Raw genomic sequence first — 18,896 nt, 5'->3', positions numbered from 1 at the left:
TTTCAGAAGGAAGAAGCGATCAGCTCTGGGTCTTCAGATAGGCGATCACGTCGGCGCGGTCCTGCGGCTTCTTCAGGCCGACGAAGGCCATCCGCGTGCCGGGCATGAACTCGCGCGGGTTCTCCAGGTATTCGAACAGGACTTCCTCGGTCCAAGTCACGCCGCTGGCCTTGTTGGCGGCGGAGTAGTTGAAGCCGGGCGCCGAGCCGGCGGTACGGCCGATGATGCCGTGCAGCGACGGGCCGACGCGGTTCACGCCGGGCTCCACCACGTGGCAGGTGCGGCACTGGCCGAAGATGCGCTGGCCGTTCGTGGCGTTGCCGGTCAGGCCGGCCAAGGTGACCGTCGCGCCGCCTGCTGCGGCGGGCACGGCGGCGGGGGTCTCGGTCGCGGCGGGCGCTTCGGCCTTCGGAGCCGGCGTCTCGGCCGGAGCCGCCGCGGGGGCCGGCGCTTCGGCGGCGGGCGCCTCGGCCTTCTCTCCCTCCCCGGAGGAACACGCGGCCACGGCGAGCATCACGCCGACGGACGCAAGGGCATACTTGAATACACGCATAGACCAGCCTCGCCTGTGTTGTCGTCTCCCTGCGAGGGACACTATGCCTCGCCCGTCGGGTGTCAATCGGCGTTCGGCGATCAGGCCTGCGACTCTCTGGTCAGTTTCAGGCGCATGGCCCGCAGCACCATCCAGGTCCCCACGACCACGGCCGGCGCGAGCACCGCGGCGGCCACCCCCGCGTCGAAGCCGGGCAGGGCGCGCTCGAGGCCTTTCAGCGGGAATCCGAGCAGCCCCACGGCGTAATAGGCGATGGCGACGGTCGACAGCCCCTCGACCGTCTGCTGCAGGCGCAGCTGCACGCCGGCGCGTCGATCCATCGACTGGAGCAGGGCCGCGCTGGTCGCCTCCGCGGCCACCTCCACACGCGTGTTGAGCAGCTGGGTCATGCGCCCCACCCGATCGACGGCCGCGCGCTGACGCGCGCCGACGGCCTGGCAGGTGCGCATGGCCGGCTCCAGCCGGCGCTGCATGAACTCGCCGAGCGTCAGCAGGCCCTCCAGCCGCTCTTCCCGCAGTCGCTCGATCCGTTCCTCGACCAGCCGGTGATAGGCTTGGGCCGCGCTGAAGCGGAAGGCGGTCTTGCCGATCAGGGCCTCGGTCCGCGCCGCGAGCGCCGACAGCTGATCCAGCAGCGCGCGGTCCTGTTCCGTGTCCGACGGCTCGGCCAGCCGCGCCGCCAGACCGTCGGCGTCGCCTTCGATCCGCGACAGTTCCGCCGCCGTGCGCCCGGCCAGCGGAAAGGCCAGCAGGGCCCACAGGCGGTAGGTCTCGATCTCCAGTATGTTCTGGACCAGTCGCCCGGTCACGACCGGATCCTTGGCCCCGTCCAGAAGCAGGAAGCGCGTCATGCCCACCGCGTCGGGACGGAAGTCCGTCATGGCGCTGCACGCGCCGTCGGCCAGCTTGGCGCCGACTGCCTCGACGCCGAACAGGGTCTTGGGCGAGGCCCTGGTCGTGGCCGGCCGTACCTCAAGCCGCGCCGCCACCAGCACCTTGCCGGGCCAAGTCGCCAGCCAGTCCTGCGGCGCCAGATCCATGGCCGTCTCGCCGAACAGGCCGGTGCCCGTCGGCTCACGGAAGAAGGTCCAGGTGGAGCCTTCGGTGTGCCGCTCCCAGCGCAGCCGCCAAGTGCCCGCGTCCAGAACCGACCAGCGCGATTCCGGCCCCGGCTGCGGCTGATGCAGCCTCTGGCACAGGGCGGCCATATGCTCGCGGTCCGCCGCCTCTCCGCCCAGCCCCGACAGGTTGGCGACGCGCGTCACCAGCATGGGGCCAGACAGGGGAGTGGACGGCCGGGCGTGGGCCTCGGCCAGCAGGGCGTCCCGATCGGGGTGCCAGGTCCAGTTGGGATTCAGGCTCGACGAGGCCACGGCGACCCCTCCCGCGCGTCTGCGGCGCCGTCCGAGGCGCGAGAACGACGTTAGGCGGTAAGGCGAAGATTACAAGCCGAGTGTCAAATAGATTTGACGCATCCGGCTTGACGTGGGACCGTCCGGGCGAACTGGGAGCGCCGTCATGCGCGTGGTCTTTCCCTTCTCGGCCCTTGTGGGTCAGGAGGAGATGAAGCTGGCGCTGCTGCTGGCGGCGGTGGACCGCACGCTGGGCGGGGTCATGGCCTTCGGGGATCGCGGCGCCGGCAAAACGACCGCCGTGCGCGGATTGGCGGCCCTGCTGCCGCCGCTGAGCGTGGTCGAGGGCTGTCGCTTCAACTGCGATCCGAAGGCGAGCAGCGGCATCTGCGACGCCTGCCGGGATCGGCGCGCGGCCGGCGAGGTGCGGATCACGACCGTGCCGGCGCCCGTCGTCGACCTGCCGCTGGGCGCCACGGAAGACCGGGTCGTCGGCGCGCTGGATCTGGAACGCGCCCTGACGGTGGGCGAGAAAGCCTTCGATCCCGGCCTGCTGGCCCGGGCGCATCGCGGCTTCCTCTACGTCGATGAGATCAACCTGCTCGAAGATCACATCGTCGACCTGCTGCTGGACGTGGCGGCGTCGGGCGAGAACCTGGTCGAACGCGAGGGACTGTCGATCCGGCATCCGGCGCGGTTCGTCCTGGTCGGTTCCGGCAATCCGGAGGAGGGCGAGTTGCGGCCGCAACTGCTGGACCGGTTCGGCCTGTCGGTCGAGGTGTCGACGCCGACGGATCTGGCCGAGCGGGTCGAGGTGGTGCGACGCCGCGACGCCTTCGACCGCGACCCCGCGGCCTTCGCCGCCGCCTGGGCCGACCGCGACGCCGAGGTGCGCGATCAGGTTGAGGCCGCGCAGGCGGCCCTGAACGACGTCGCTACGCCGGACGCGCTGCTGGAACACGGCTCGCGTCTGTGCCTGGCCATCGGCGCGGACGGGCTGAGGGGCGAACTGACGCTGCTGCGGGCCTCACGCGCCCTCGCGGCGCTGGAAGGCCGGACGGAGGTGACGATCCGCGACCTTCGGCGCGTGGCCCCCATGGCGCTGCGTCACCGCCTGCGGCGCGGCCCGCTGGAGGAACAGGCGTCCACCCTGCGGATCGAGCGGGCGCTGGACGACCTGCTGGCGGCATGAGCCGCGTCCCCCCGACGCCCGGCGCGCGCGCCTGGGCCGAGGCGGCGCGCGCCTGCGCCCTGCTGGCGGCGGATCCCGGACTGGGCGGGGCGGTGCTGACGGGATCGGCCGGACCGGCCCGCGACGCCTGGCTGGACCTGCTGAAAAGCCTCATGCCCCCTGCGGCCCCGTGGCGGCGCCTGCCGCCCGGCGTCGACGACGATCGGCTGATCGGCGGGGTCGATCTGGGCGCCGCGCTCATGGGCCGACGAGAGATCCAGCCCGGCCTGCTGGCCGAGGCGCACGGTGGCGTCCTGATCGCCCAGCAGGCGGAGCGTATGGCCCCTGGGACCGTCGCCCGTCTTTGCGCCGCCCTGGACCGCGGTGAGACGCGGATGGTGCGCGACGGGATCGAGGCGACCCTGCCGTCCGCCTTTCGCTTGGTCGCCTTGGACGAGCGTCTGCCGGGAGAGGCCGCCTGCGCCGATCCCATGGTCGACCGCCTCGCTCTGCGGCTGGATCTGTCCGGGATCGGCTGGCGGGACGTGACGGGCGCCTCGCCGCGACCGGGCCCCGTGATCCGCGCGCGCGGCCGCGTGGCGAAGGTTCGGTGCGACGGCGCGGCGATCGACGCCGTCTGCGCGGCGGCCGAGGCGCTGGGCGTCGGCTCGCTGCGGGCGCCCCTGTTCGCCCTGCGGCTGGCGCGGGCCCACGCCGCGCTCAAGCGTCGCGACGAGGTGACCGAGGACGACCTGGCGCTGGCGATCCGCCTGGTGCTGGTTCCCCGCGCCACCCGCCGTCCGGAGACCGAGGCCGAGGTCGAGCCCGACGCGCCTCCGCCCGATCCCACGCAGGACGCCGAGGGGGGCGAGGACGAGGATCGCGACGCGATGGGCGACCGTCTGGTGCAGGCCGCGGCCGCCGCCTTGCCGCCCGGCATGGAGGCGCTGTGGGCCGAGGCCGCGCGGCTGAAGGCGAAGACCGCGTCCGGCGGCGCGGGCCGACAGGCCGCACCGCGCCGGGGGCGCCGCATCGGCGTGAAGTCGGCCTCGCCGCGCGAAGGCGTGCTGGACGTGCCCGCGACGCTGAAGGCCGCCGCGCCCTGGCAACGGCTGCGCGGGCGCACGGATCGCCTGCTGCTGCGCCGCGACGACTTCCGCATCCGGCGGTTCCAGCAGAAGACCGAGACCACCGTCATCCTGGTCGTCGATGCCTCCGGCTCCACGGCGCTGCAACGGCTGGCAGAGACCAAGGGGGCGGTCGAGCTGCTGCTGGCCGAGGCCTATGTGCGCCGGACCCAGGTCGCCCTGATCGCTTTCCGGGGCGCGGCGGCGGAAGTGCTGGTTCCACCGACGCGGTCGCTGACCCGGGCGCGTCGTCTGCTGGCCGATCTCGCGGGGGGAGGGGCCACGCCGCTGGCATCGGCGCTGGAGACGGGCCTGACGCTGGCGCTGGCCGAGCGGGCGCGCCAGAGGAGGCCGCTGCTGGTCATCATGACCGACGGACGCGGCAACGTCGCGCTGGACGGCGAGGCCTTCCGCACGCGCGCGGAGACCGAGACGCGCACCGCCGCACAGAGGCTGAGGGCCGCGGGGGTGGCCAGCGCCCTGATCGACGTCTCGCCCCGGCCGCGCGGCGACGGTGAGCGTCTGGCCGAGACGATGGGCGCGACGTTCTCAGCCCTGCCCTATGTGCACGCGGGGGCCGTGCAGGCGGTGGTCCGGTCGCTGGAGCCGGCCTGATGCGCGGCTCAGTCGGGTTGGCGCTCGCGCACGGTGGCGATGGCGCCGTCCGGGCGCTGCTCCATCGGGTGGCGGTTGGCCCGCTTCCGCTTGAACAGCACGTAGCCGACGACGGCGAAGACGACGGCCAGGATCAGCGTCATCAGCGCCAGGGTGGGGATCATGTCGTTGGTGTCCATGGCGGGGGCCTCCGGACGGGTGGGGGGACTTGGGCAACGACCCCGCGCCCGCGCCGGTTCCCGCGCGCCTGATGTCGGACAAGCCGAGATGGGAGGTGGAGGGGCGGGGCTGGCCCCACGGCGGCCACAGTCGCTTCGTCGAGGCCGGGGGCGTGCGTTGGCACGTTCAGGGCTGGGGCCAAGGGCCCGTCGCCCTGCTGCTGCACGGCGCGGGTGCGGCGACGCACAGCTGGCGCGGCCTGGCGCCCGCCTTGGCCGAGCGATTCACGATCCTTGCCCCCGACCTGCCCGGCCATGGCTTCACCTCGACCCCGCGCGGTCCGCTGTCGCTTGACCGGATGGCGGCGCAGACGCGCGCCCTGGTGACGAGCCTGAACGTCGACGTCGACCTCATCGTCGGCCACTCCGCCGGCGCGGCGCTGGGGCTTCGGCTGGCGATTGACGGCCCGCCGCCCACCGCCGTCGTCGCGATCAACGGCGCGCTTCGGCCCTTCGCCGGACCCTTCGCCCCGGTGGCGCGGGGGCTGGCGCTGGGGCTGTTCGCCAATCCGCTGGCGGTCGCGGCCTTCGCCCACGGCGCGGGCGACATGCGGCGGGTGGAGCGCCTGATCGGCGGCACCGGATCACGCCTGGACGCCCAAGGCCTGGATCTCTACCGCCGCCTGTTTCGCACGCGCGGCCACGTCGCGGCCACGCTGGGCATGATGGGCGCCTGGGACGTCGAGCCCCTGCTGCGGGATCTGCCGGGCCTCAAGAGCCGGCTCGTCCTCGTGGCAGGCGCCCGCGATGCGGCGGTGCCGCCGGAGGTCTCGCGTGAGGTCGCCTCATCCGTGCCCGGCGCCGACCTCGTAGTTCTGGAAGGTCTCGGCCACCTGGCGCATGAAGAGGCGCCGGACAGGGTCGCGGACGTCATTCTGGAACAGGCGCGGGCCTTGAACCTGATCGGAGACGCGACGTCGTGAGCGGGCAGACGATCTTCCTGATCGAACTGGTGCTGGTCCACGGCGCCGTGCTGGCCTGGGCCTGCTGGGAGCTGTGGTCCGTCAGGCGCTCACAGCGGAAGGACCGGAGCGACCCGGCGCAGGGACCGGGGCATGCGGAAGGGCAGCATGGCCCGGACGACCGGTGACCTGAGCCGCCGCAACGACAGGCTCTCGTGCACCCCGTGCGCCGCCTCGCCCAGCAGTCGGGTCATCAGGGCGGCGCGGGCGTAGAAGGGGGTGTCTTCCCACGATCCGACCAGACCCGCGGCCCCGCCGCGCTCGGCTCGGGTGAAGCGCGACAGGCCCCAGTGCGTGCCGGGCAGGCGCACCACCGGCGGCGGCTCGAACGCCTCCGGCTCGGCGTTGCGGTCGAACCGCATGGCCAGGCTGACCGCCGACCCGTCGCGACGCTTCAGGTCATAGAGCACCGCGCTGCCCTCGCTCAGGTGCGCGCGCGACCAGTCCCAGACGTCGAAGGCCGCCTCCAGCGGCTCATCGCCCCAGTTCGAGTCGAGATAACCCTCGCCGGTCCAGCTCAGTTCGGGATCGGTCAGCCGCACCTGCACCGGAGCCCGCGGCGCCAGCGGCCGCCAGCGGTGCCGCCCTTCCTCGTCCAAGCTGAAGGTGCGGTCGTTGAGCGCCCGCGGCCGCACCCGGATCTCACCGCGCACCGGCCGGGGCAGGGAGGGGACGGGCGGCATGGGCGCCGTGATCTCGTCCAGACGCAGCACCAGTTCGTCGCCCTCCCACGACCAGCTGCTGGGGCCGATCGTCAGATGGTCGGCGCCGCGCGAAAGGACGTCCGCCCCCCGCTCCGTCATCGTCCAGCGGCCGACGCCGGGGCCGTAGAGGGCCACGTTGATCGCGCAATGCTCCTCCGGACGGCCGCGCCCGGACCAGGCGTACCAGGGCGAAAACACGCTGCCGACGAAGCCGATGATCGTCAGGCCGAAGCGGCGATCCGCGCTGAGGGCGTCGAGATACCACCAGGCATAGCCGCCGGGCGGGACCGGGCGATCGAAGCGCGGTCGTCCGCCCAGGCCCGGGCCGCCAGCCGTCCGGACAGGGCCGCCATCGGCACGCCCGCCCCCGGATGGGTCGCCCCGCCGCAGAGATAGAGGCCGGGCGTCCGCGTACGGGCTCCGGGGCGCCGGAAGGCCGAGTCCCAGCCGTGGCCCGCCCGGCCATAGAGCGCCCCACCCGTCGCCGGAAAGCGTCGCTCGAAGTCGGCGGGCGTCGTGGGTTTCAGCGTCTCCTCCCTGACCCTCAGCCGTACGCCGCAGCCACTCATCCAGTCGAAGGCCTGCTTGCGACATCGCGCGATCTCCTCGGCGGAATGAACATGGACGTCCCCGGTGGCGGGGGCGTTCAGAATGACCAGAAAGCGTTCGGGCGACCGACGCGCCGGGCCGTCGGCCCCGCCGCGATCCTGGGCGCACAGATAGACGGTCTGCCGCTCGGGCATGCGGCCCTCGGCCAAGGCCCTGAACTCGGCCGGATAGTCGTCCGAAAAGAAGACGTTGTGGCGCGTCAGAGGGGCTTCGGTCTCGGCCTCGAAGGTGAAGGTGACGGCCGACAGGGCACGGTCGCGCGGCGGCGTCGGCGCGACCGACCGGGCCACGTCGGCGCCGAACAGCCCCGTCGCCGTGGCGTTGGGGTCGGCGTTCAGCACGACCGCGTCGGCCTCCAGCCGCTCGCCGTTCTCCAGCCGCACGCCGCACGCTCGGCCGTCGCGGGTCAGCACCTCCGTCACGAGCGCGCCCAGCCGCAGGCGCGCTCCTCGGCGCTCGGCCAGGCCGCGCACGGCGTCCACCAGACGGCCCATGCCGCCCTGCACCATCCAGACGCCGGACTGCTCGACGTGGGCGATCAGCATCAGCGTGGCGGGCGCCTTGAAGGGCGAGGCGCCGGTGTAGGTGGCGTAGCGGGCGAACAGCTGGCGCAGGCGCGGGTCGCGGAAGTAGCCGCCGAGCTCGTCCCACATCGAGCGGTAGGGCATGATCGCCCACTGATCCGCCGGGCGATGCAGGCCGATGCCCAGCGTCAACTCGACCAGCCCCGGCTTCTGCTTGTCGATGAAGGGGCGATCGAGAACGCGCCATACGTGTTCGGCCCGACGGACGAAGCGGCGATAGCCGTCCGCCTCGCGCTGCCCCGCCAGGGCGCCTATCGCGTCGGCCGAGCGGTCCACGTCCGCATGCAGGTCCAGCTGCGAGCCGTCGCCCCACCAGTGCCGCGCCAGTATCGCGGCCGGCTCCAGCCGCACATGGTCGTCCAGGCGCTCGCCCGTCTGCTCGAAAAGGGCGTCGAAGACGCGGCGCAGGGTGAAGACGGTCGGCCCCGCGTCGATCCGGCTCGGGCCCTGTTCGCGCAGCTTGCCGCCCGGCACGGCGTCGCGCTCCAGCACCGTGACCTCGGCGCCGCGCGCGGCGAGGTCGGCGGCGGCGGTCAGGCCGCCAATGCCGGCGCCGACGATGATGACCCGGTCGCGCGTCGCCATGACGCCTCCGTCGTCCGATTGACACGACAGTAGATATGTCCAACCTGATTGACACAAGGGCCGTCCGCGCCGGCGACCGGAAAGGGGCCATGCCCAGTCTGCTCGACCGGATCAGGGATCTGCGGAACCGGCTGGTGTCCGACCCGGGCTTTCAGGGCTGGGCCACGCGCTTTCCGCTGACCCGCCCGGTGGCTCGGGCCAAGGCGGCGGCGCTATTCGATCTGTCCGCAGGCTTCATCTACGCCCAGACGGCGCTGGCCTTCGTGCAACTGGATTTGCCGCGCCGGCTGTCGGCCGGGCCGCTGTCGGCCGACGACGTCGCCCGCCTCGGCGACATGCCGCCGGAGTCCGCCGAGCGCCTGCTGAAGGCCGCTGCGGCACTGGGTCTGTCCGAACGTCGATCCGGCGGGCTGTGGGGGCTGGGCGAACAGGGCGCGGCGCTGCTGGGCGCGCCCGGCGTGGAGGCGATGATCCGGCATCATCCTCTTCTGTACGCCGACCTGCAGGATCCGCTGGCCCTTCTGAGGCGGGGCGGGGGAGGCGGCGCCCTGTCCGGCTACTGGCCCTATGCCGAAGGTCACGAGACCCAGGCGCCGGCGGTCGCCGCCTATTCCGAGCTGATGGCGGCGTCCCAGGCCATGGTGGCCGAGCAGATGCTGAACGCGTGGCCGGTCGGCCGCCATCGCCGTCTGCTGGACGTCGGCGGAGGCCATGGGGCTTTCCTCCGCGCAGCGCACGCGCGCGCGCCGCAGCTGAAGCTGGGTCTCTTCGACCTGCCCGCGGTGGCCGAGCAGGCGCGTGCCGGCCTCGTCGCCGACGGCCTCGACGTCGAGGTCACGGGCGGCAGCTTCCTCGACGACGCGCTGCCCGCCGGGGCGGACCTGATCACCCTGATCCGCATCCTCCACGACCACGACGACGCGCCGGTGATGCGGCTGCTGCGGCGGGTTCGGGAAGCCTTGCCGACGGGCGGGACCCTGCTGATCGGCGAGCCGATGGCCGGTCCGGGCGGGTCGCCGAAGGTCGGCGACGCCTATTTCGGCTTCTACCTGCTGGCGATGGGGTCGGGGCGGGCGCGCACGATCGGCGAACTGAGGGAAATGCTCGTCGAGTCGGGCTTCCGAAACGTGCGGCGACGGCCGACCGACCTCCCCCTCGTGGCCAGCGTGCTGACGGCACAAGCTTGACCGTGCCGAGTGTCATAATGATTTGACATTAGTTAGCGTCAATCTAATCTGACACCTTGGGAGGAGGCCCGGACTCGGTTCCGTGGCTCCATGAGGGGTCGAATGCATACGACCGCCATCGTTCTGGAAGAGCCGAAGCGCCTGTCGATCAGACGCGTCGACCTCGTGACTCCGGCCGATGACGACGTCGTGGTGCAGGTAGAAGTCAGCGGAATCTCCACCGGCACCGAGCGCCTGCTCTGGGACGGGCGTATGCCGGCCTTCCCAGGCATGGGGTATCCCCTGGTGCCCGGCTATGAGGCGGTCGGCCGCGTGGTGGACGCAGGGCGTCTGGCCACGGCCCGCGTCGGCGAGCGGGTCTTCGCCCCCGGATCCAGCAACTTCATCGACGCGCGTGGCCTTTTCGGCGGCGCGGCGAGAACCCTCGTCACCCGGGCCGACCGGGTGTCGAGGCTGCCTGAGGGGGCTTCGGTTCAGGAGGCGGCCCTACTCTCCCTGGCCGCGACCGCCCACCACGCCCTCTCAGGTGGCCGTTTCCCTGACCTGGTCGTGGGCGCCGGGGTGCTGGGCAGACTGATCTCGCGCACCGCCGTCGCCCTGGGTCATCCCGCGCCGACGCTGTGGGAGACGAACCCGGCCCGGATGGGCGAGGGCGCGATCCATCCCGACGCCGACCCGCGCCGCGACCACGCCGCCATCTATGACTGCAGCGGCGACGGCGACCTTCTCGACGTCCTGATCGGACGCTTGGCGCGCGGCGGCGAGATCGTTCTGGCCGGCTTCTATGAGCAGCGGCTCAGCTTCGCCTTCCCGCCCGCCTTCATGAAAGAGGCGCGCCTGCGCATCGCCGCGGAGTTCACGCCGGCGGACGTGGCGGCTGTGACCGCTCTGATCGAAGCGGGTCGCCTCTCTCTGGCCGGCCTGATCACCCATGCGCGCCCGGTGGCCGAGGCCGAAGCGGCCTACGCCCAGGCGTTCGAGGATCCGTCCTGCCTGAAGATGATCCTCGATTGGAGGGACTGTCCATGACCGTGACCCTGTTCGCGCAAGAGCGACTGCGCAAGGAAGCGGCGATCGAGCCCGACCCCGTCCACACCGGCGAGGCCAACAAGGACACCCAGATCATCGCCATCTACGGCAAGGGCGGCTCGGGCAAGTCCTTCGCCCTGTCGAACCTCAGCTACATGATGGCCCAGCAGGGCAAGCGGGTGCTGCTGATCGGCTGCGATCCCAAGTCCGACACGACGTCCCTGCTGTTCGGCGGCAAGTCCTGCCCGACCATCATCGCCACATCCTCGGCCAAGAAGCTGACGGGGGAAGAGGTCAAGATCGAGGACGTCTGCTTCCAGCGCGACGGCGTCTTCGCCATGGAGCTGGGCGGGCCCGAGGTCGGTCGCGGCTGCGGCGGACGGGGCATCATCCACGGGTTCGAACTGCTGGAGAAGCTGGGCTTCCACGACTGGGGCTTCGATTACGTCCTGCTGGATTTCCTGGGCGACGTGGTGTGCGGGGGCTTCGGCCTGCCGATCGCGCGCGACATGTGCCAGAAGGTCATCGTCGTCGGATCGAACGACCTGCAATCGCTCTACGTCGCCAACAACGTCTGCTCGGCGGTGGAATACTTCCGCAAGATGGGTGGCAACGTCGGCGTGGCGGGCATGATCATCAACAAGGACGACGGCACGGGAGAGGCCGCCGCCTTCGCCGAGGCCGTGAACATCCCGGTCCTGGCGTCGATCCCGGCCAATGAGGACATCCGCAGGAAGTCCGCGAACTACCAGATCATCGGCACGCCCGACGGAGAGTGGGGCAGCCTGTTCGCCGGGCTCGCCCAGGCGGTGACCGACAGCCTGCCGCAGCACCCCAAGCCCCTGACGCAGGACGGGCTGTTGGGTCTGTTCAGCCCGGATCAGGTGGGCGGCGAGGTCCAGCTGGTGCCCGCCAGCCAGAGCGACATGCGCGGCGTGAACTACGTGCCCAAGGCGTCCCTCGAAGTCATCTACGACGAGGCGGTGTAGTCGATGGCCGACGGACCCGCCCGCATGGACGCCGCGACGCCCGAGCCGGTCTCGGTTGACGGCGGCTGCCACGGCGGCAAGGCGGAGCTGCAGGCGGCGGCCGCGCGGGCGGGCAAGTCGGAGATCCTGGCGAAGTACGCGGCGGACTATCCGGTCGGGCCGCATGATCAGCCCCAGTCGATGTGCCCGGCCTTCGGGTCGCTGCGTGTCGGGCTGCGGATGCGGCGGACGGCGACGATCCTCAGTGGCTCGGCCTGTTGCGTCTATGGCCTGACCTTCACCAGCCACTTCTACGGGGCGCGCCGCTCGGTCGGCTATGTGCCGTTCAACTCCGAGAGCCTGGTCACCGGCAAGCTGTTCGAGGACATCCGCGACGCGGTCCACGAGATGGCCGATCCGGCGCTCTACGACTCCATCGTGGTGACGAACCTCTGCGTTCCGACGGCGTCGGGCGTGCCGCTTCAGCTGCTGCCCAAGGAGATCAACGGGGTCCGCATCGTCGGCATCGACGTGCCGGGCTTCGGCATCCCGACCCACGCCGAGGCCAAAGACGTGCTGGCCGGCGCCATGCTGAACTATGCGCGCAAGGAAGCCGAGGCCGGCCCCGTCGCTGCGCCGAAGGACAAGACCGACAAGCCGACCGTCACCTTGCTGGGCGAGATGTTCCCGGCCGATCCCATGATCATCGGCCGCATGCTGGACCCGATGGGCCTGGCTCCCGGACCCGTGGTGCCGACACGGGAGTGGCGCGAGCTGTACGCCGCGCTGGACTGCGCGGTCGTGGCCGCCATCCACCCCTTCTACACCGCCAGCGTGCGCGAGTTCGAAGCCGCCGGACGCAAGGTCGTGGGTTCGGCCCCGGTTGGACGCGACGGCACCGCCGCCTGGCTTCAGGCGATCGGCGAGGCCTGCGACGTGCCGCAAGGCCAGATCGACGGCGTGAAGAACGCCATGCTCGGCGCCATCAGCGCGGCCCTGGCGGCGACGCCGATCAAGGGGCGGATCACGGTCTCGGGCTATGAGGGCTCCGAGCTGCTGGTCGCGCGCCTGCTGATCGAGAGCGGGGCGGAGGTCGAGTACGTCGGCACGGCCTGCCCGCAGACGAAGTGGTCCGATCCGGATCGGGAGTGGCTGGAGGCCAGGGGGGTCAGGGTCAACTACCGCGCCTCGCTGGAGCAGGACCTGTCGGCGGTCGACGCCATCAAGCCGGACCTGGCCATCGGCACGACGCCGGTGGTGCAGCACGCCAAGGCGATGTCGATCCCGGCGTTGTATTTCACCAATCTGATCTCGGCGCGGCCCCTGATGGGACCGGTGGGGGCGGGCTCGCTGGCCCAGGTCATCAACGCGGCCATCGCCAACAAGGCGCGGTTCGACCGGATGAGCGCCTTCTTCGACGGCGTCGGCGAAGGCGACACCAGCGGCATCTGGTCCGAGACGCCGGTCGCCCGGCCCGAGTTCAAAGCGCGCTACGCCAAGCAGATGGCCGCCGCGGCCAAGGCCGAGGAGCACGTCGGGACATGACGCTGATCCTCGATCACGACAGGGCCGGTGGCTATTGGGGCGCGGTCTACGCCTTCACCGCCATCAAGGGCCTGCAGGTCATCATCGACGGGCCGGTGGGGTGCGAGAATCTGCCGGTGACCTCGGTGCTCCATTACACCGACGGCCTGCCGCCGCATGAGCTGCCGATCGTCGTCACCGGTCTGGGCGAGGAAGAGCTGGGTCGCCACGGCACCGAAGGGGCGATGAAGCGGGCGTGGAAGACGCTCGACAAGGATCTGCCCAGCGTCGTCGTGACCGGCTCCATCGCGGAGATGATCGGCGGGGGCGTGACGCCGGAAGGCACCAACATCCAGCGCTTCCTGCCGCGCACCATAGACGAGGATCAGTGGCAGTCGGCCGACCGCGCCCTGACCTGGCTGTGGACGCAGTTTGGGCCCAAGAAGATGCCCCGGCCCCGCGACCGGGAGGAGGGCGATGCGCCGCGCGTCAACCTGATCGGGCCGATGTACGGCGTGTTCAACATGCCGTCCGACCTCGCCGAAATCCGGCGCCTGGTCGAAGGCATCGGCTGCAAGGTCAACATGGTCTTCCCGCTGGGGAGCCATCTGGCCGACGTCAGGAACCTGGCCGACGCCGAGGTCAACATCTGCCTGTATCGCGAGTTCGGACGCGGGCTCTGCGAGGCGCTGGACAAGCCCTATCTGCAGGCGCCGATCGGGCTGGAATCGACGACGCTGTTCCTGCGCCGACTGGGCGAGCTGACGGGGCTGGACCCCGAGCCCTTCATCGAGCGCGAGAAGCACACGACGATCAAGCCGCTGTGGGACCTTTGGCGGTCGGTGACGCAGGACTTCTTCGGCACGGCCAGCTTCGCCATCGTCGCCAACGAGACCTATACGCGCGGCGTCAGGAAGTTCCTGGAGGACGACCTCGGCCTGCCGTGCCAGTTCGCCATCTCGCGCGTGGCCGGGACCAAGACCGACAACGCGGCCATCCGCGACCTGGTGCGGGACACCAAGCCGCTGGTGCTGTTCGGCAGCATCAATGAGCGGATCTATCTGGCCGAGGCCGGCGGAGGCGGGCACGGGCCCCAGGGCGTCTGGGTGTCGGCGAGCTTCCCGGGCGCGGCGATCCGCAGGCACACCGGCACGCCCTTCATGGGCTATGCGGGCTGCACCTTCCTGATCCAGGAGGTCTGCAACGCCCTGTTCGACGCCCTGTTCGCCATCCTGCCGCTGGCGTCGCAGCTCGACGCGGTCGAGGCCACGCCGGCGCGGCCGCACGCCGAGATCGTCTGGGAGGACGCGGCGTCCGACGAACTGGACAAGCTCGTCGCGGCCCAACCCGTCATCGTTCGCATTTCCGCGGCCAAGCGCCTGAGGGACGCCGCCGAACGCGCCGCCCGTCAGGCCGGAGAGGACCGGGTCACCCTCGACCGCCTCGCCGCCGCCAATGCCGTCGTCCTGAGCGGGAGGGCGGCATGACGCGCGCCGTTCCCGTCTCCCCGATCGCCGCGGGCGCATGCCCCGGCTCACCCTTCGTCGTCAGGCTCGTTCGGGCGGCGAAACCGGTCCCGGCAATTTTCCGGGACCGAACACCGCTCCAACGAAAGGAGGAGATATGTCTAACGTAACCGACTCGACGGGGTCCCTCACGGGTCTCACGCCGGAAGCCGCCAAGGAATTCCACGGCATCTTCATGTCCAGTTTCATCGGGTTCACGGTCATCGCGATCGCGGCCCATGTGCTGGTGTGGATGTGGAAGCCCTGGCTGGGGGCCTGAACTTCCCCACAAACCGACGGGTCCGGTCGTTCGCGGCCGGGACCGCCCACTGGAGCCGCCAAGCGGCAATGGAGGACTAAGTCATGTGGAGAATCTGGCTCCTATTCGATCCCCGAAGGGCGCTCGTCGCGCTGTTCGTCTTTCTGTTCACCCTGGCTCTGCTGATCCACTTCATCCTGCTCAGCTCGCCTCGGTACAACTGGATCGACGGCGCGGAACGGGCGCAGGCGGCGGCCACGGCCGCGGCCGCGCCTTAAGGGACCGCTCATGCGGCGCGCGGGCGGAGGCGGAGCGATCCGGTTCCGTCCGTCGCGACCCCTGCTGAAGATCATCGACCCGCGCGTGCGGGGTGCGGACAAGGGACGGAGACCGTCATGGCCTTGCTGAGTTTCGAGCGAAAGTATCGCGTCCGAGGGGGCACCCTGATCGGGGGCGACCTCTTCGACTACTGGGTCGGGCCGTTCTACGTCGGCTTCTTCGGCGTCACGACCGCCTTCTTCGCCAGTCTGGGCACGGCGCTGATCGTCTACGGCGCCTCGCTGGGCGACACCTGGAATCCCTGGCTGATCTCGATCAACCCGCCGGCGCTGGAGTATGGCCTGTCGTTCGCGCCGCTGGCCGAGGGCGGCATCTGGCAGCTGGTCACCATCTGCGCCATCGGGGCCTTCATCTCGTGGGCGCTGCGAGAGGTGGAGATCTGTCGAAAGCTGGGCATCGGCTACCACGTGCCCGTGGCCTTCGGCTTCGCCATCCTGGCCTACATGACGCTGGTGGTGTTCCGCCCTCTGCTGCTGGGCGCCTGGGGGCACGGCTTCCCGTACGGGATCTTCAGCCACCTCGATTGGGTGTCGAACACCGGCTACCAGTACATCAACTTCCACTACAATCCCGCCCACATGATCGCGATCAGCTTCTTCTTCGCGACGACGCTGGCGCTGGCGCTGCACGGCTCGCTGATCCTGGCGGCCACCAACCCCGGAAAGGGCAAGGAAGTGCGCCAGCCCGAGCATGAGGACGGTTTCTTCCGCGACTTCATCGGCTATTCGGTCGGCACCCTGGGCATCCACCGCGTCGGCCTGTTCCTGGCCCTCAGCGCCGGGTTCTGGAGCGCGGTCTGCATGATCATCAGCGGCCCCTACTGGGCCAACGGCTGGCCCGAATGGTGGGACGGCTGGCGCAACCTGCCGATCTGGCAATAGGCGGAGGGCGGAAAATCATGGCTCTTTATCAGAACCTCTTCACCCAGGTGCAGGTCCGCGGTGTCCCCGAACTTGGCCCCGACCTGGCCGACGGCCCCAACGACCGTGTCGGCAAGCCGGGCTTCCTCCACCTCATGGGCCGCATCGGCAATGCCCAGATCGGGCCGGTCTATCTGGGCTGGACCGGCGTCATCTCGCTGCTGACCGGCTTCCTGGCGTTCGAGATCATCGGGCTGAACATGTTCGCCTCGGTGGGCTGGAACCCGGCGGAGTTCGTCCGCCAACTGCCGTGGCTGGGCCTCTATCCGCCCGGGCCGGAGTACGGCCTGGCCATCCTGCCGCCGCTGGCCGAGGGAGGATGGTGGCTGATCGCAGGCTTCTTCATGACGGTGTCGGTGATCACCTGGTGCGTGCGCAGCTACCTGCGGGCCAAGGCGCTGGGTCTCGGCAGCCACACGACCTGGGCCTTCGCCTCGGCGATCTGGCTGATGCTGGTGCTGGGCTTCATCCGCCCGATCATGATGGGCAGCTGGTCCGAGGCGGTGCCGTTCGGCATCTTCCCGCACCTGGACTGGACCGGCGCGTTCTCGATCACCTACGGCAACCTGTTCTACAACCCGTTCCACGCGCTCTCGATCGCCTTCCTCTACGGGTCGACCCTGCTGTTCGCCATGCACGGCGCCACCGTGCTGGCCTGCGGCCGTTACTCGCTGGAGCGCGAGGTGGAGCAGATCACCGACCGCGGCACGGGGGCCGAGCGCGGCGCCCTGTTCTGGCGCTGGACCATGGGCTGGAACGCCACGATCGAGTCCGTGCACCGCTGGGCCTGGTGGTTCGCCGTCCTGACCACGCTGACCGGCGGCATCGGCATCCTCCTGACCGGCACGGTGGTGGACAACTGGTACGACTGGGCCATCGCGCACAACTACGCGCGCTGAGGCGGGTCGCGATCGAACCGGGGCCCCTCGCCATGTGCGGGGGGCCTTGGTCGTTTCAGCCCTCGGGGTTCAGCTGGATCATCCGCAGGTTCAGCACCGCCGCGATCGTCACCCAGCCGAGGTAGGGCAGCAGCAGCACAGCCGCCAGCGGTCTCAGCGGCCAGAACAGGGCGATCACCGCGGCGATCGACAGCCACAGCAGACCGACGTCCACCAGCGCCAGGTCCATCCGCCGCCGCCCGAAGAACAGCCACGACCAGGCCGCGTTCAGCACCAGCGAGCCGCCATAGACCGCCAGCGCTCCCGCCGTGTCGGGCCCATGCGCCCGCCACACCAGCCAGCCGGCCGCCGCGTTCAGGCTGAACATCACCAGCCAGACCAGCGGAAAGGCCCAGTTCGGCGGCGTCCAGGTCGGCCTGTTCAGCGACGCGTACCAGGCACCTGGCTTGAACACGCCGCCTGACGCAGCTGCGGCGACGTTTGCGCCGGCGAACGCCGCGAGCGAGGTCCAGGCTTCGGCGTCCATGTCGATCTCCGTCGTCGCCCGAAGGCCGTCGGCGGGCTTTAGCAGCCTTCCGCCCGTAACGCCCGCGGCGCCTTCCGGATCACGCGGCTCGGCCTCTTGCCAACCGCTCGTCCCCGCCGCAAAGCCGGGCGGCAAGAAGCCACCAAACGGGAGCAGTCGCATGAGCATGCAGGGGCGCGTCGCCGTCGTCACGGGCGCGGGCGGAGGTCTGGGGCGCGAGCACGCGCTGTTCCTGGCCCGGCGCGGCGCGGCCGTGGTGGTCAACGACATGAACGGCGAGGCGGCCGAGGCCGTGGCGGACGAGATCCGCGGCGAGGGCGGCGACGCCCTGGCCGTCGGCTGTTCGGTGACGGACGAGGCGGCCGTCGCCGACATGGTCGCCCGCACGGTGGAGCGCTGGGGCCGCGTCGACGCCCTGGTCAACAACGCCGGCATCCTGCGCGACAAGAGCTTCGCCAAGATGGACCTGGCCGATTTCCGCCTGATCGTCGACGTCCACCTGATGGGCGCTGTCGTTTGCTCCAAGGCGGTCTGGGAGACCATGCGGACCCAGAACCACGGCCGCATCGTGATGACGACCTCGTCGTCCGGCCTATACGGCAACTTCGGCCAGGCCAACTACGGCGCGGCCAAGATGGCGCTGGTCGGCCTGATGCAGACGCTGGCGATCGAGGGCGAGAAACACGGCATCCGCGTCAACTGCCTGGCGCCGACCGCCGCCACCGGCATGACCGAGGGCCTGCTGCCTCCCGAGGCGCTGGCCCGCCTGTCTCCGGCGCGGGTCAGTCCGGCCTTGGCCCTGTTGTGCGGCGACGACGCGCCGACGCGCGCCATCGTGAACGCCGGCGCCGGCCACTTCGCCCGCGCCTACGTGACCCTGACGGCTGGCCGATACATCGGCGAGGGGGACGAGGCGGCCGACCGTCTGATCGAGGCCTGGAACCCGGTCTCCTCGCGCGAGGGCGAGATCGTGCCGGACTACGGCTTCATCCAGGCCCAGAGAGAGGTTGCGAGCGCAACCGCGTCCAGCGGGTGCGTTGACCGCGATGGTGGGTGATGTAGGGTTCGAACCTACGACCCGCTGATTAAGAGTCAGCTGCTCTACCAACTGAGCTAATCACCCGAACCGTCGCGCGGCCGACGACGGGGCGGACCCGCCGAAGGGGGCGGGACATAGCCTTTGCCCCCCTTGCGCGCAAGCGGGCATTTCATCGCGCGGCCCTCTCGGTCTAAGGTCTGGCGCGAATCCGCCGTCAGGGC

19 protein-coding genes and 1 tRNA gene are annotated in these 18,896 nt (G+C 70.8%); 13 read left to right on the top strand and 7 right to left on the bottom strand.

Annotated elements, in window-relative coordinates; all coding sequences use genetic code 11:
• Positions 1-19: 19 nt before the first annotated feature.
• Positions 20-553 carry a cytochrome c family protein gene (locus tag VGN45_RS02405; protein ID WP_327458913.1) on the bottom strand — a complete coding sequence of 178 codons (534 nt, stop codon included), beginning with the start codon at positions 551-553 and terminating at the stop codon, positions 20-22.
• 80 nt (positions 554-633) lie between these two features.
• Complete coding sequence (locus VGN45_RS02400) at positions 634-1,926, bottom strand: DUF3422 domain-containing protein (RefSeq protein ID WP_327458911.1); 1,293 nt, start codon at positions 1,924-1,926, stop codon at positions 634-636.
• Between the two features lie 145 nt (positions 1,927-2,071).
• Between VGN45_RS02400 and bchI the strand changes: the two genes are divergently transcribed.
• Both bchI and VGN45_RS02390 read left to right on the top strand, forming a co-directional pair.
• Entirely contained in the window at positions 2,072-3,097 is a 1,026-nt protein-coding gene (gene bchI, locus VGN45_RS02395; protein ID WP_327458908.1) for a magnesium chelatase ATPase subunit I, read from the top strand.
• Positions 3,094-4,818, top strand: coding sequence for a magnesium chelatase subunit D (locus VGN45_RS02390; RefSeq protein WP_327458906.1), 1,725 nt, complete (start codon positions 3,094-3,096; stop codon positions 4,816-4,818). The genes bchI and VGN45_RS02390 overlap by 4 nt, the downstream gene beginning before the upstream one ends.
• 8 nt (positions 4,819-4,826) lie before the next feature.
• Here the strand turns inward: VGN45_RS02390 and VGN45_RS02385 are convergent, their stop codons facing one another.
• A complete protein-coding gene (locus VGN45_RS02385; RefSeq protein WP_327458903.1) occupies positions 4,827-4,997 on the bottom strand; it encodes a hypothetical protein in 171 nt (56 codons plus the stop codon).
• Between the two features lie 29 nt (positions 4,998-5,026).
• Here VGN45_RS02385 and bchO point away from each other — a divergent pair, with 29 nt between their 5' ends.
• A complete protein-coding gene (gene bchO / locus VGN45_RS02380) occupies positions 5,027-5,959 on the top strand; it encodes an alpha/beta fold hydrolase BchO (RefSeq protein WP_327458901.1) in 933 nt (310 codons plus the stop codon).
• Between the two features lie 89 nt (positions 5,960-6,048).
• Here the strand turns inward: bchO and VGN45_RS02375 are convergent, their stop codons facing one another.
• Both VGN45_RS02375 and crtD read right to left on the bottom strand, forming a co-directional pair.
• Positions 6,049-6,900, bottom strand: coding sequence for a hydratase (locus VGN45_RS02375; protein WP_327458899.1), 852 nt, complete (start codon positions 6,898-6,900; stop codon positions 6,049-6,051).
• A 23-nt stretch (positions 6,901-6,923) separates the two neighbouring features.
• Complete coding sequence (crtD, locus tag VGN45_RS02370) at positions 6,924-8,480, bottom strand: 1-hydroxycarotenoid 3,4-desaturase CrtD (RefSeq protein WP_327458897.1); 1,557 nt, start codon at positions 8,478-8,480, stop codon at positions 6,924-6,926.
• Between the two features lie 89 nt (positions 8,481-8,569).
• Here crtD and VGN45_RS02365 point away from each other — a divergent pair, with 89 nt between their 5' ends.
• From VGN45_RS02365 to pufM, 9 genes are all read left to right on the top strand, one after another.
• A complete protein-coding gene (locus tag VGN45_RS02365; RefSeq protein ID WP_327458895.1) occupies positions 8,570-9,667 on the top strand; it encodes a methyltransferase in 1,098 nt (365 codons plus the stop codon).
• A 102-nt stretch (positions 9,668-9,769) separates the two neighbouring features.
• A complete protein-coding gene (gene bchC, locus VGN45_RS02360) occupies positions 9,770-10,696 on the top strand; it encodes a chlorophyll synthesis pathway protein BchC (RefSeq protein ID WP_327458893.1) in 927 nt (308 codons plus the stop codon).
• On the top strand, positions 10,693-11,685 hold the full coding sequence (locus tag VGN45_RS02355) for a chlorophyllide a reductase iron protein subunit X (protein ID WP_327458891.1): 993 nt from the start codon (positions 10,693-10,695) through the stop codon (positions 11,683-11,685). The genes bchC and VGN45_RS02355 overlap by 4 nt, the downstream gene beginning before the upstream one ends.
• Positions 11,686-11,688: 3 nt before the next feature.
• A complete protein-coding gene (gene bchY, locus VGN45_RS02350) occupies positions 11,689-13,209 on the top strand; it encodes a chlorophyllide a reductase subunit Y (protein WP_327458889.1) in 1,521 nt (506 codons plus the stop codon).
• Positions 13,206-14,675 (top strand): chlorophyllide a reductase subunit Z, encoded by a 1,470-nt coding sequence (bchZ, locus tag VGN45_RS02345; protein ID WP_327458887.1) that lies wholly within the window; start codon positions 13,206-13,208, stop codon positions 14,673-14,675. Before bchY ends, bchZ begins: the two co-directional genes overlap by 4 nt.
• Before the next feature lie 136 nt (positions 14,676-14,811).
• A complete protein-coding gene (pufB, locus tag VGN45_RS02340; RefSeq protein WP_327458885.1) occupies positions 14,812-14,973 on the top strand; it encodes a light-harvesting antenna LH1, beta subunit in 162 nt (53 codons plus the stop codon).
• A gap of 83 nt (positions 14,974-15,056) precedes the next feature.
• Complete coding sequence (pufA, locus tag VGN45_RS02335; RefSeq protein WP_327458883.1) at positions 15,057-15,230, top strand: light-harvesting antenna LH1, alpha subunit; 174 nt, start codon at positions 15,057-15,059, stop codon at positions 15,228-15,230.
• A 117-nt stretch (positions 15,231-15,347) separates the two neighbouring features.
• Positions 15,348-16,172: a photosynthetic reaction center subunit L gene (pufL, locus tag VGN45_RS02330; RefSeq protein WP_327458881.1), complete on the top strand. Its 825-nt coding sequence runs from the start codon at positions 15,348-15,350 to the stop codon at positions 16,170-16,172.
• Positions 16,173-16,189: 17 nt separating this feature from the next.
• Positions 16,190-17,110, top strand: a complete 921-nt coding sequence (pufM, locus tag VGN45_RS02325) for a photosynthetic reaction center subunit M (RefSeq protein WP_327458879.1) — start codon at positions 16,190-16,192, stop codon at positions 17,108-17,110.
• Positions 17,111-17,165: 55 nt separating this feature from the next.
• On the opposite strand, the gene VGN45_RS02320 is transcribed toward pufM, so the two are convergent.
• A complete protein-coding gene (locus tag VGN45_RS02320; RefSeq protein WP_327458876.1) occupies positions 17,166-17,636 on the bottom strand; it encodes a TspO/MBR family protein in 471 nt (156 codons plus the stop codon).
• Between the two features lie 160 nt (positions 17,637-17,796).
• On the opposite strand from VGN45_RS02320, the gene VGN45_RS02315 reads away from it, so the two are divergent.
• Positions 17,797-18,693, top strand: a complete 897-nt coding sequence (locus VGN45_RS02315) for an SDR family NAD(P)-dependent oxidoreductase (protein WP_327458874.1) — start codon at positions 17,797-17,799, stop codon at positions 18,691-18,693.
• Here VGN45_RS02315 and VGN45_RS02310 read toward each other — a convergent pair.
• Positions 18,684-18,759 (bottom strand) — tRNA-Lys (locus VGN45_RS02310). The genes VGN45_RS02315 and VGN45_RS02310 overlap by 10 nt on opposite strands.
• Between the last annotated feature and the right edge of the window lie 137 nt (positions 18,760-18,896).

This window comes from Brevundimonas sp., assembly GCF_035999125.1.
Classification (GTDB): Bacteria; Pseudomonadota; Alphaproteobacteria; order Caulobacterales; family Caulobacteraceae; genus Brevundimonas.
Note: the sequence above shows the minus strand (reverse complement) of the source record. Positions and strands in the feature narration are given on the sequence as shown.

Excerpts from the sequence above, each read along its gene's own strand:
- VGN45_RS02405 (WP_327458913.1), bottom strand. The coding sequence starts at position 553 with ATGCGTGTATTCAAGTATGCCCTTGCGTCCGTCGGCGTGATGCTCGCC.
- bchI (WP_327458908.1), top strand. The coding sequence starts at position 2,072 with ATGCGCGTGGTCTTTCCCTTCTCGGCCCTTGTGGGTCAGGAGGAGATG.
- VGN45_RS02390 (WP_327458906.1), top strand. The coding sequence starts at position 3,094 with ATGAGCCGCGTCCCCCCGACGCCCGGCGCGCGCGCCTGGGCCGAGGCG.
- VGN45_RS02385 (WP_327458903.1), bottom strand. The coding sequence starts at position 4,997 with ATGGACACCAACGACATGATCCCCACCCTGGCGCTGATGACGCTGATC.
- crtD (WP_327458897.1), bottom strand. The coding sequence starts at position 8,480 with ATGGCGACGCGCGACCGGGTCATCATCGTCGGCGCCGGCATTGGCGGC.
- VGN45_RS02365 (WP_327458895.1), top strand. The coding sequence starts at position 8,570 with ATGCCCAGTCTGCTCGACCGGATCAGGGATCTGCGGAACCGGCTGGTG.
- bchC (WP_327458893.1), top strand. The coding sequence starts at position 9,770 with ATGCATACGACCGCCATCGTTCTGGAAGAGCCGAAGCGCCTGTCGATC.
- VGN45_RS02355 (WP_327458891.1), top strand. The coding sequence starts at position 10,693 with ATGACCGTGACCCTGTTCGCGCAAGAGCGACTGCGCAAGGAAGCGGCG.
- bchY (WP_327458889.1), top strand. The coding sequence starts at position 11,689 with ATGGCCGACGGACCCGCCCGCATGGACGCCGCGACGCCCGAGCCGGTC.
- bchZ (WP_327458887.1), top strand. The coding sequence starts at position 13,206 with ATGACGCTGATCCTCGATCACGACAGGGCCGGTGGCTATTGGGGCGCG.
- pufB (WP_327458885.1), top strand. The coding sequence starts at position 14,812 with ATGTCTAACGTAACCGACTCGACGGGGTCCCTCACGGGTCTCACGCCG.
- pufA (WP_327458883.1), top strand. The coding sequence starts at position 15,057 with ATGTGGAGAATCTGGCTCCTATTCGATCCCCGAAGGGCGCTCGTCGCG.
- pufL (WP_327458881.1), top strand. The coding sequence starts at position 15,348 with ATGGCCTTGCTGAGTTTCGAGCGAAAGTATCGCGTCCGAGGGGGCACC.
- pufM (WP_327458879.1), top strand. The coding sequence starts at position 16,190 with ATGGCTCTTTATCAGAACCTCTTCACCCAGGTGCAGGTCCGCGGTGTC.
- VGN45_RS02320 (WP_327458876.1), bottom strand. The coding sequence starts at position 17,636 with ATGGACGCCGAAGCCTGGACCTCGCTCGCGGCGTTCGCCGGCGCAAAC.
- VGN45_RS02315 (WP_327458874.1), top strand. The coding sequence starts at position 17,797 with ATGAGCATGCAGGGGCGCGTCGCCGTCGTCACGGGCGCGGGCGGAGGT.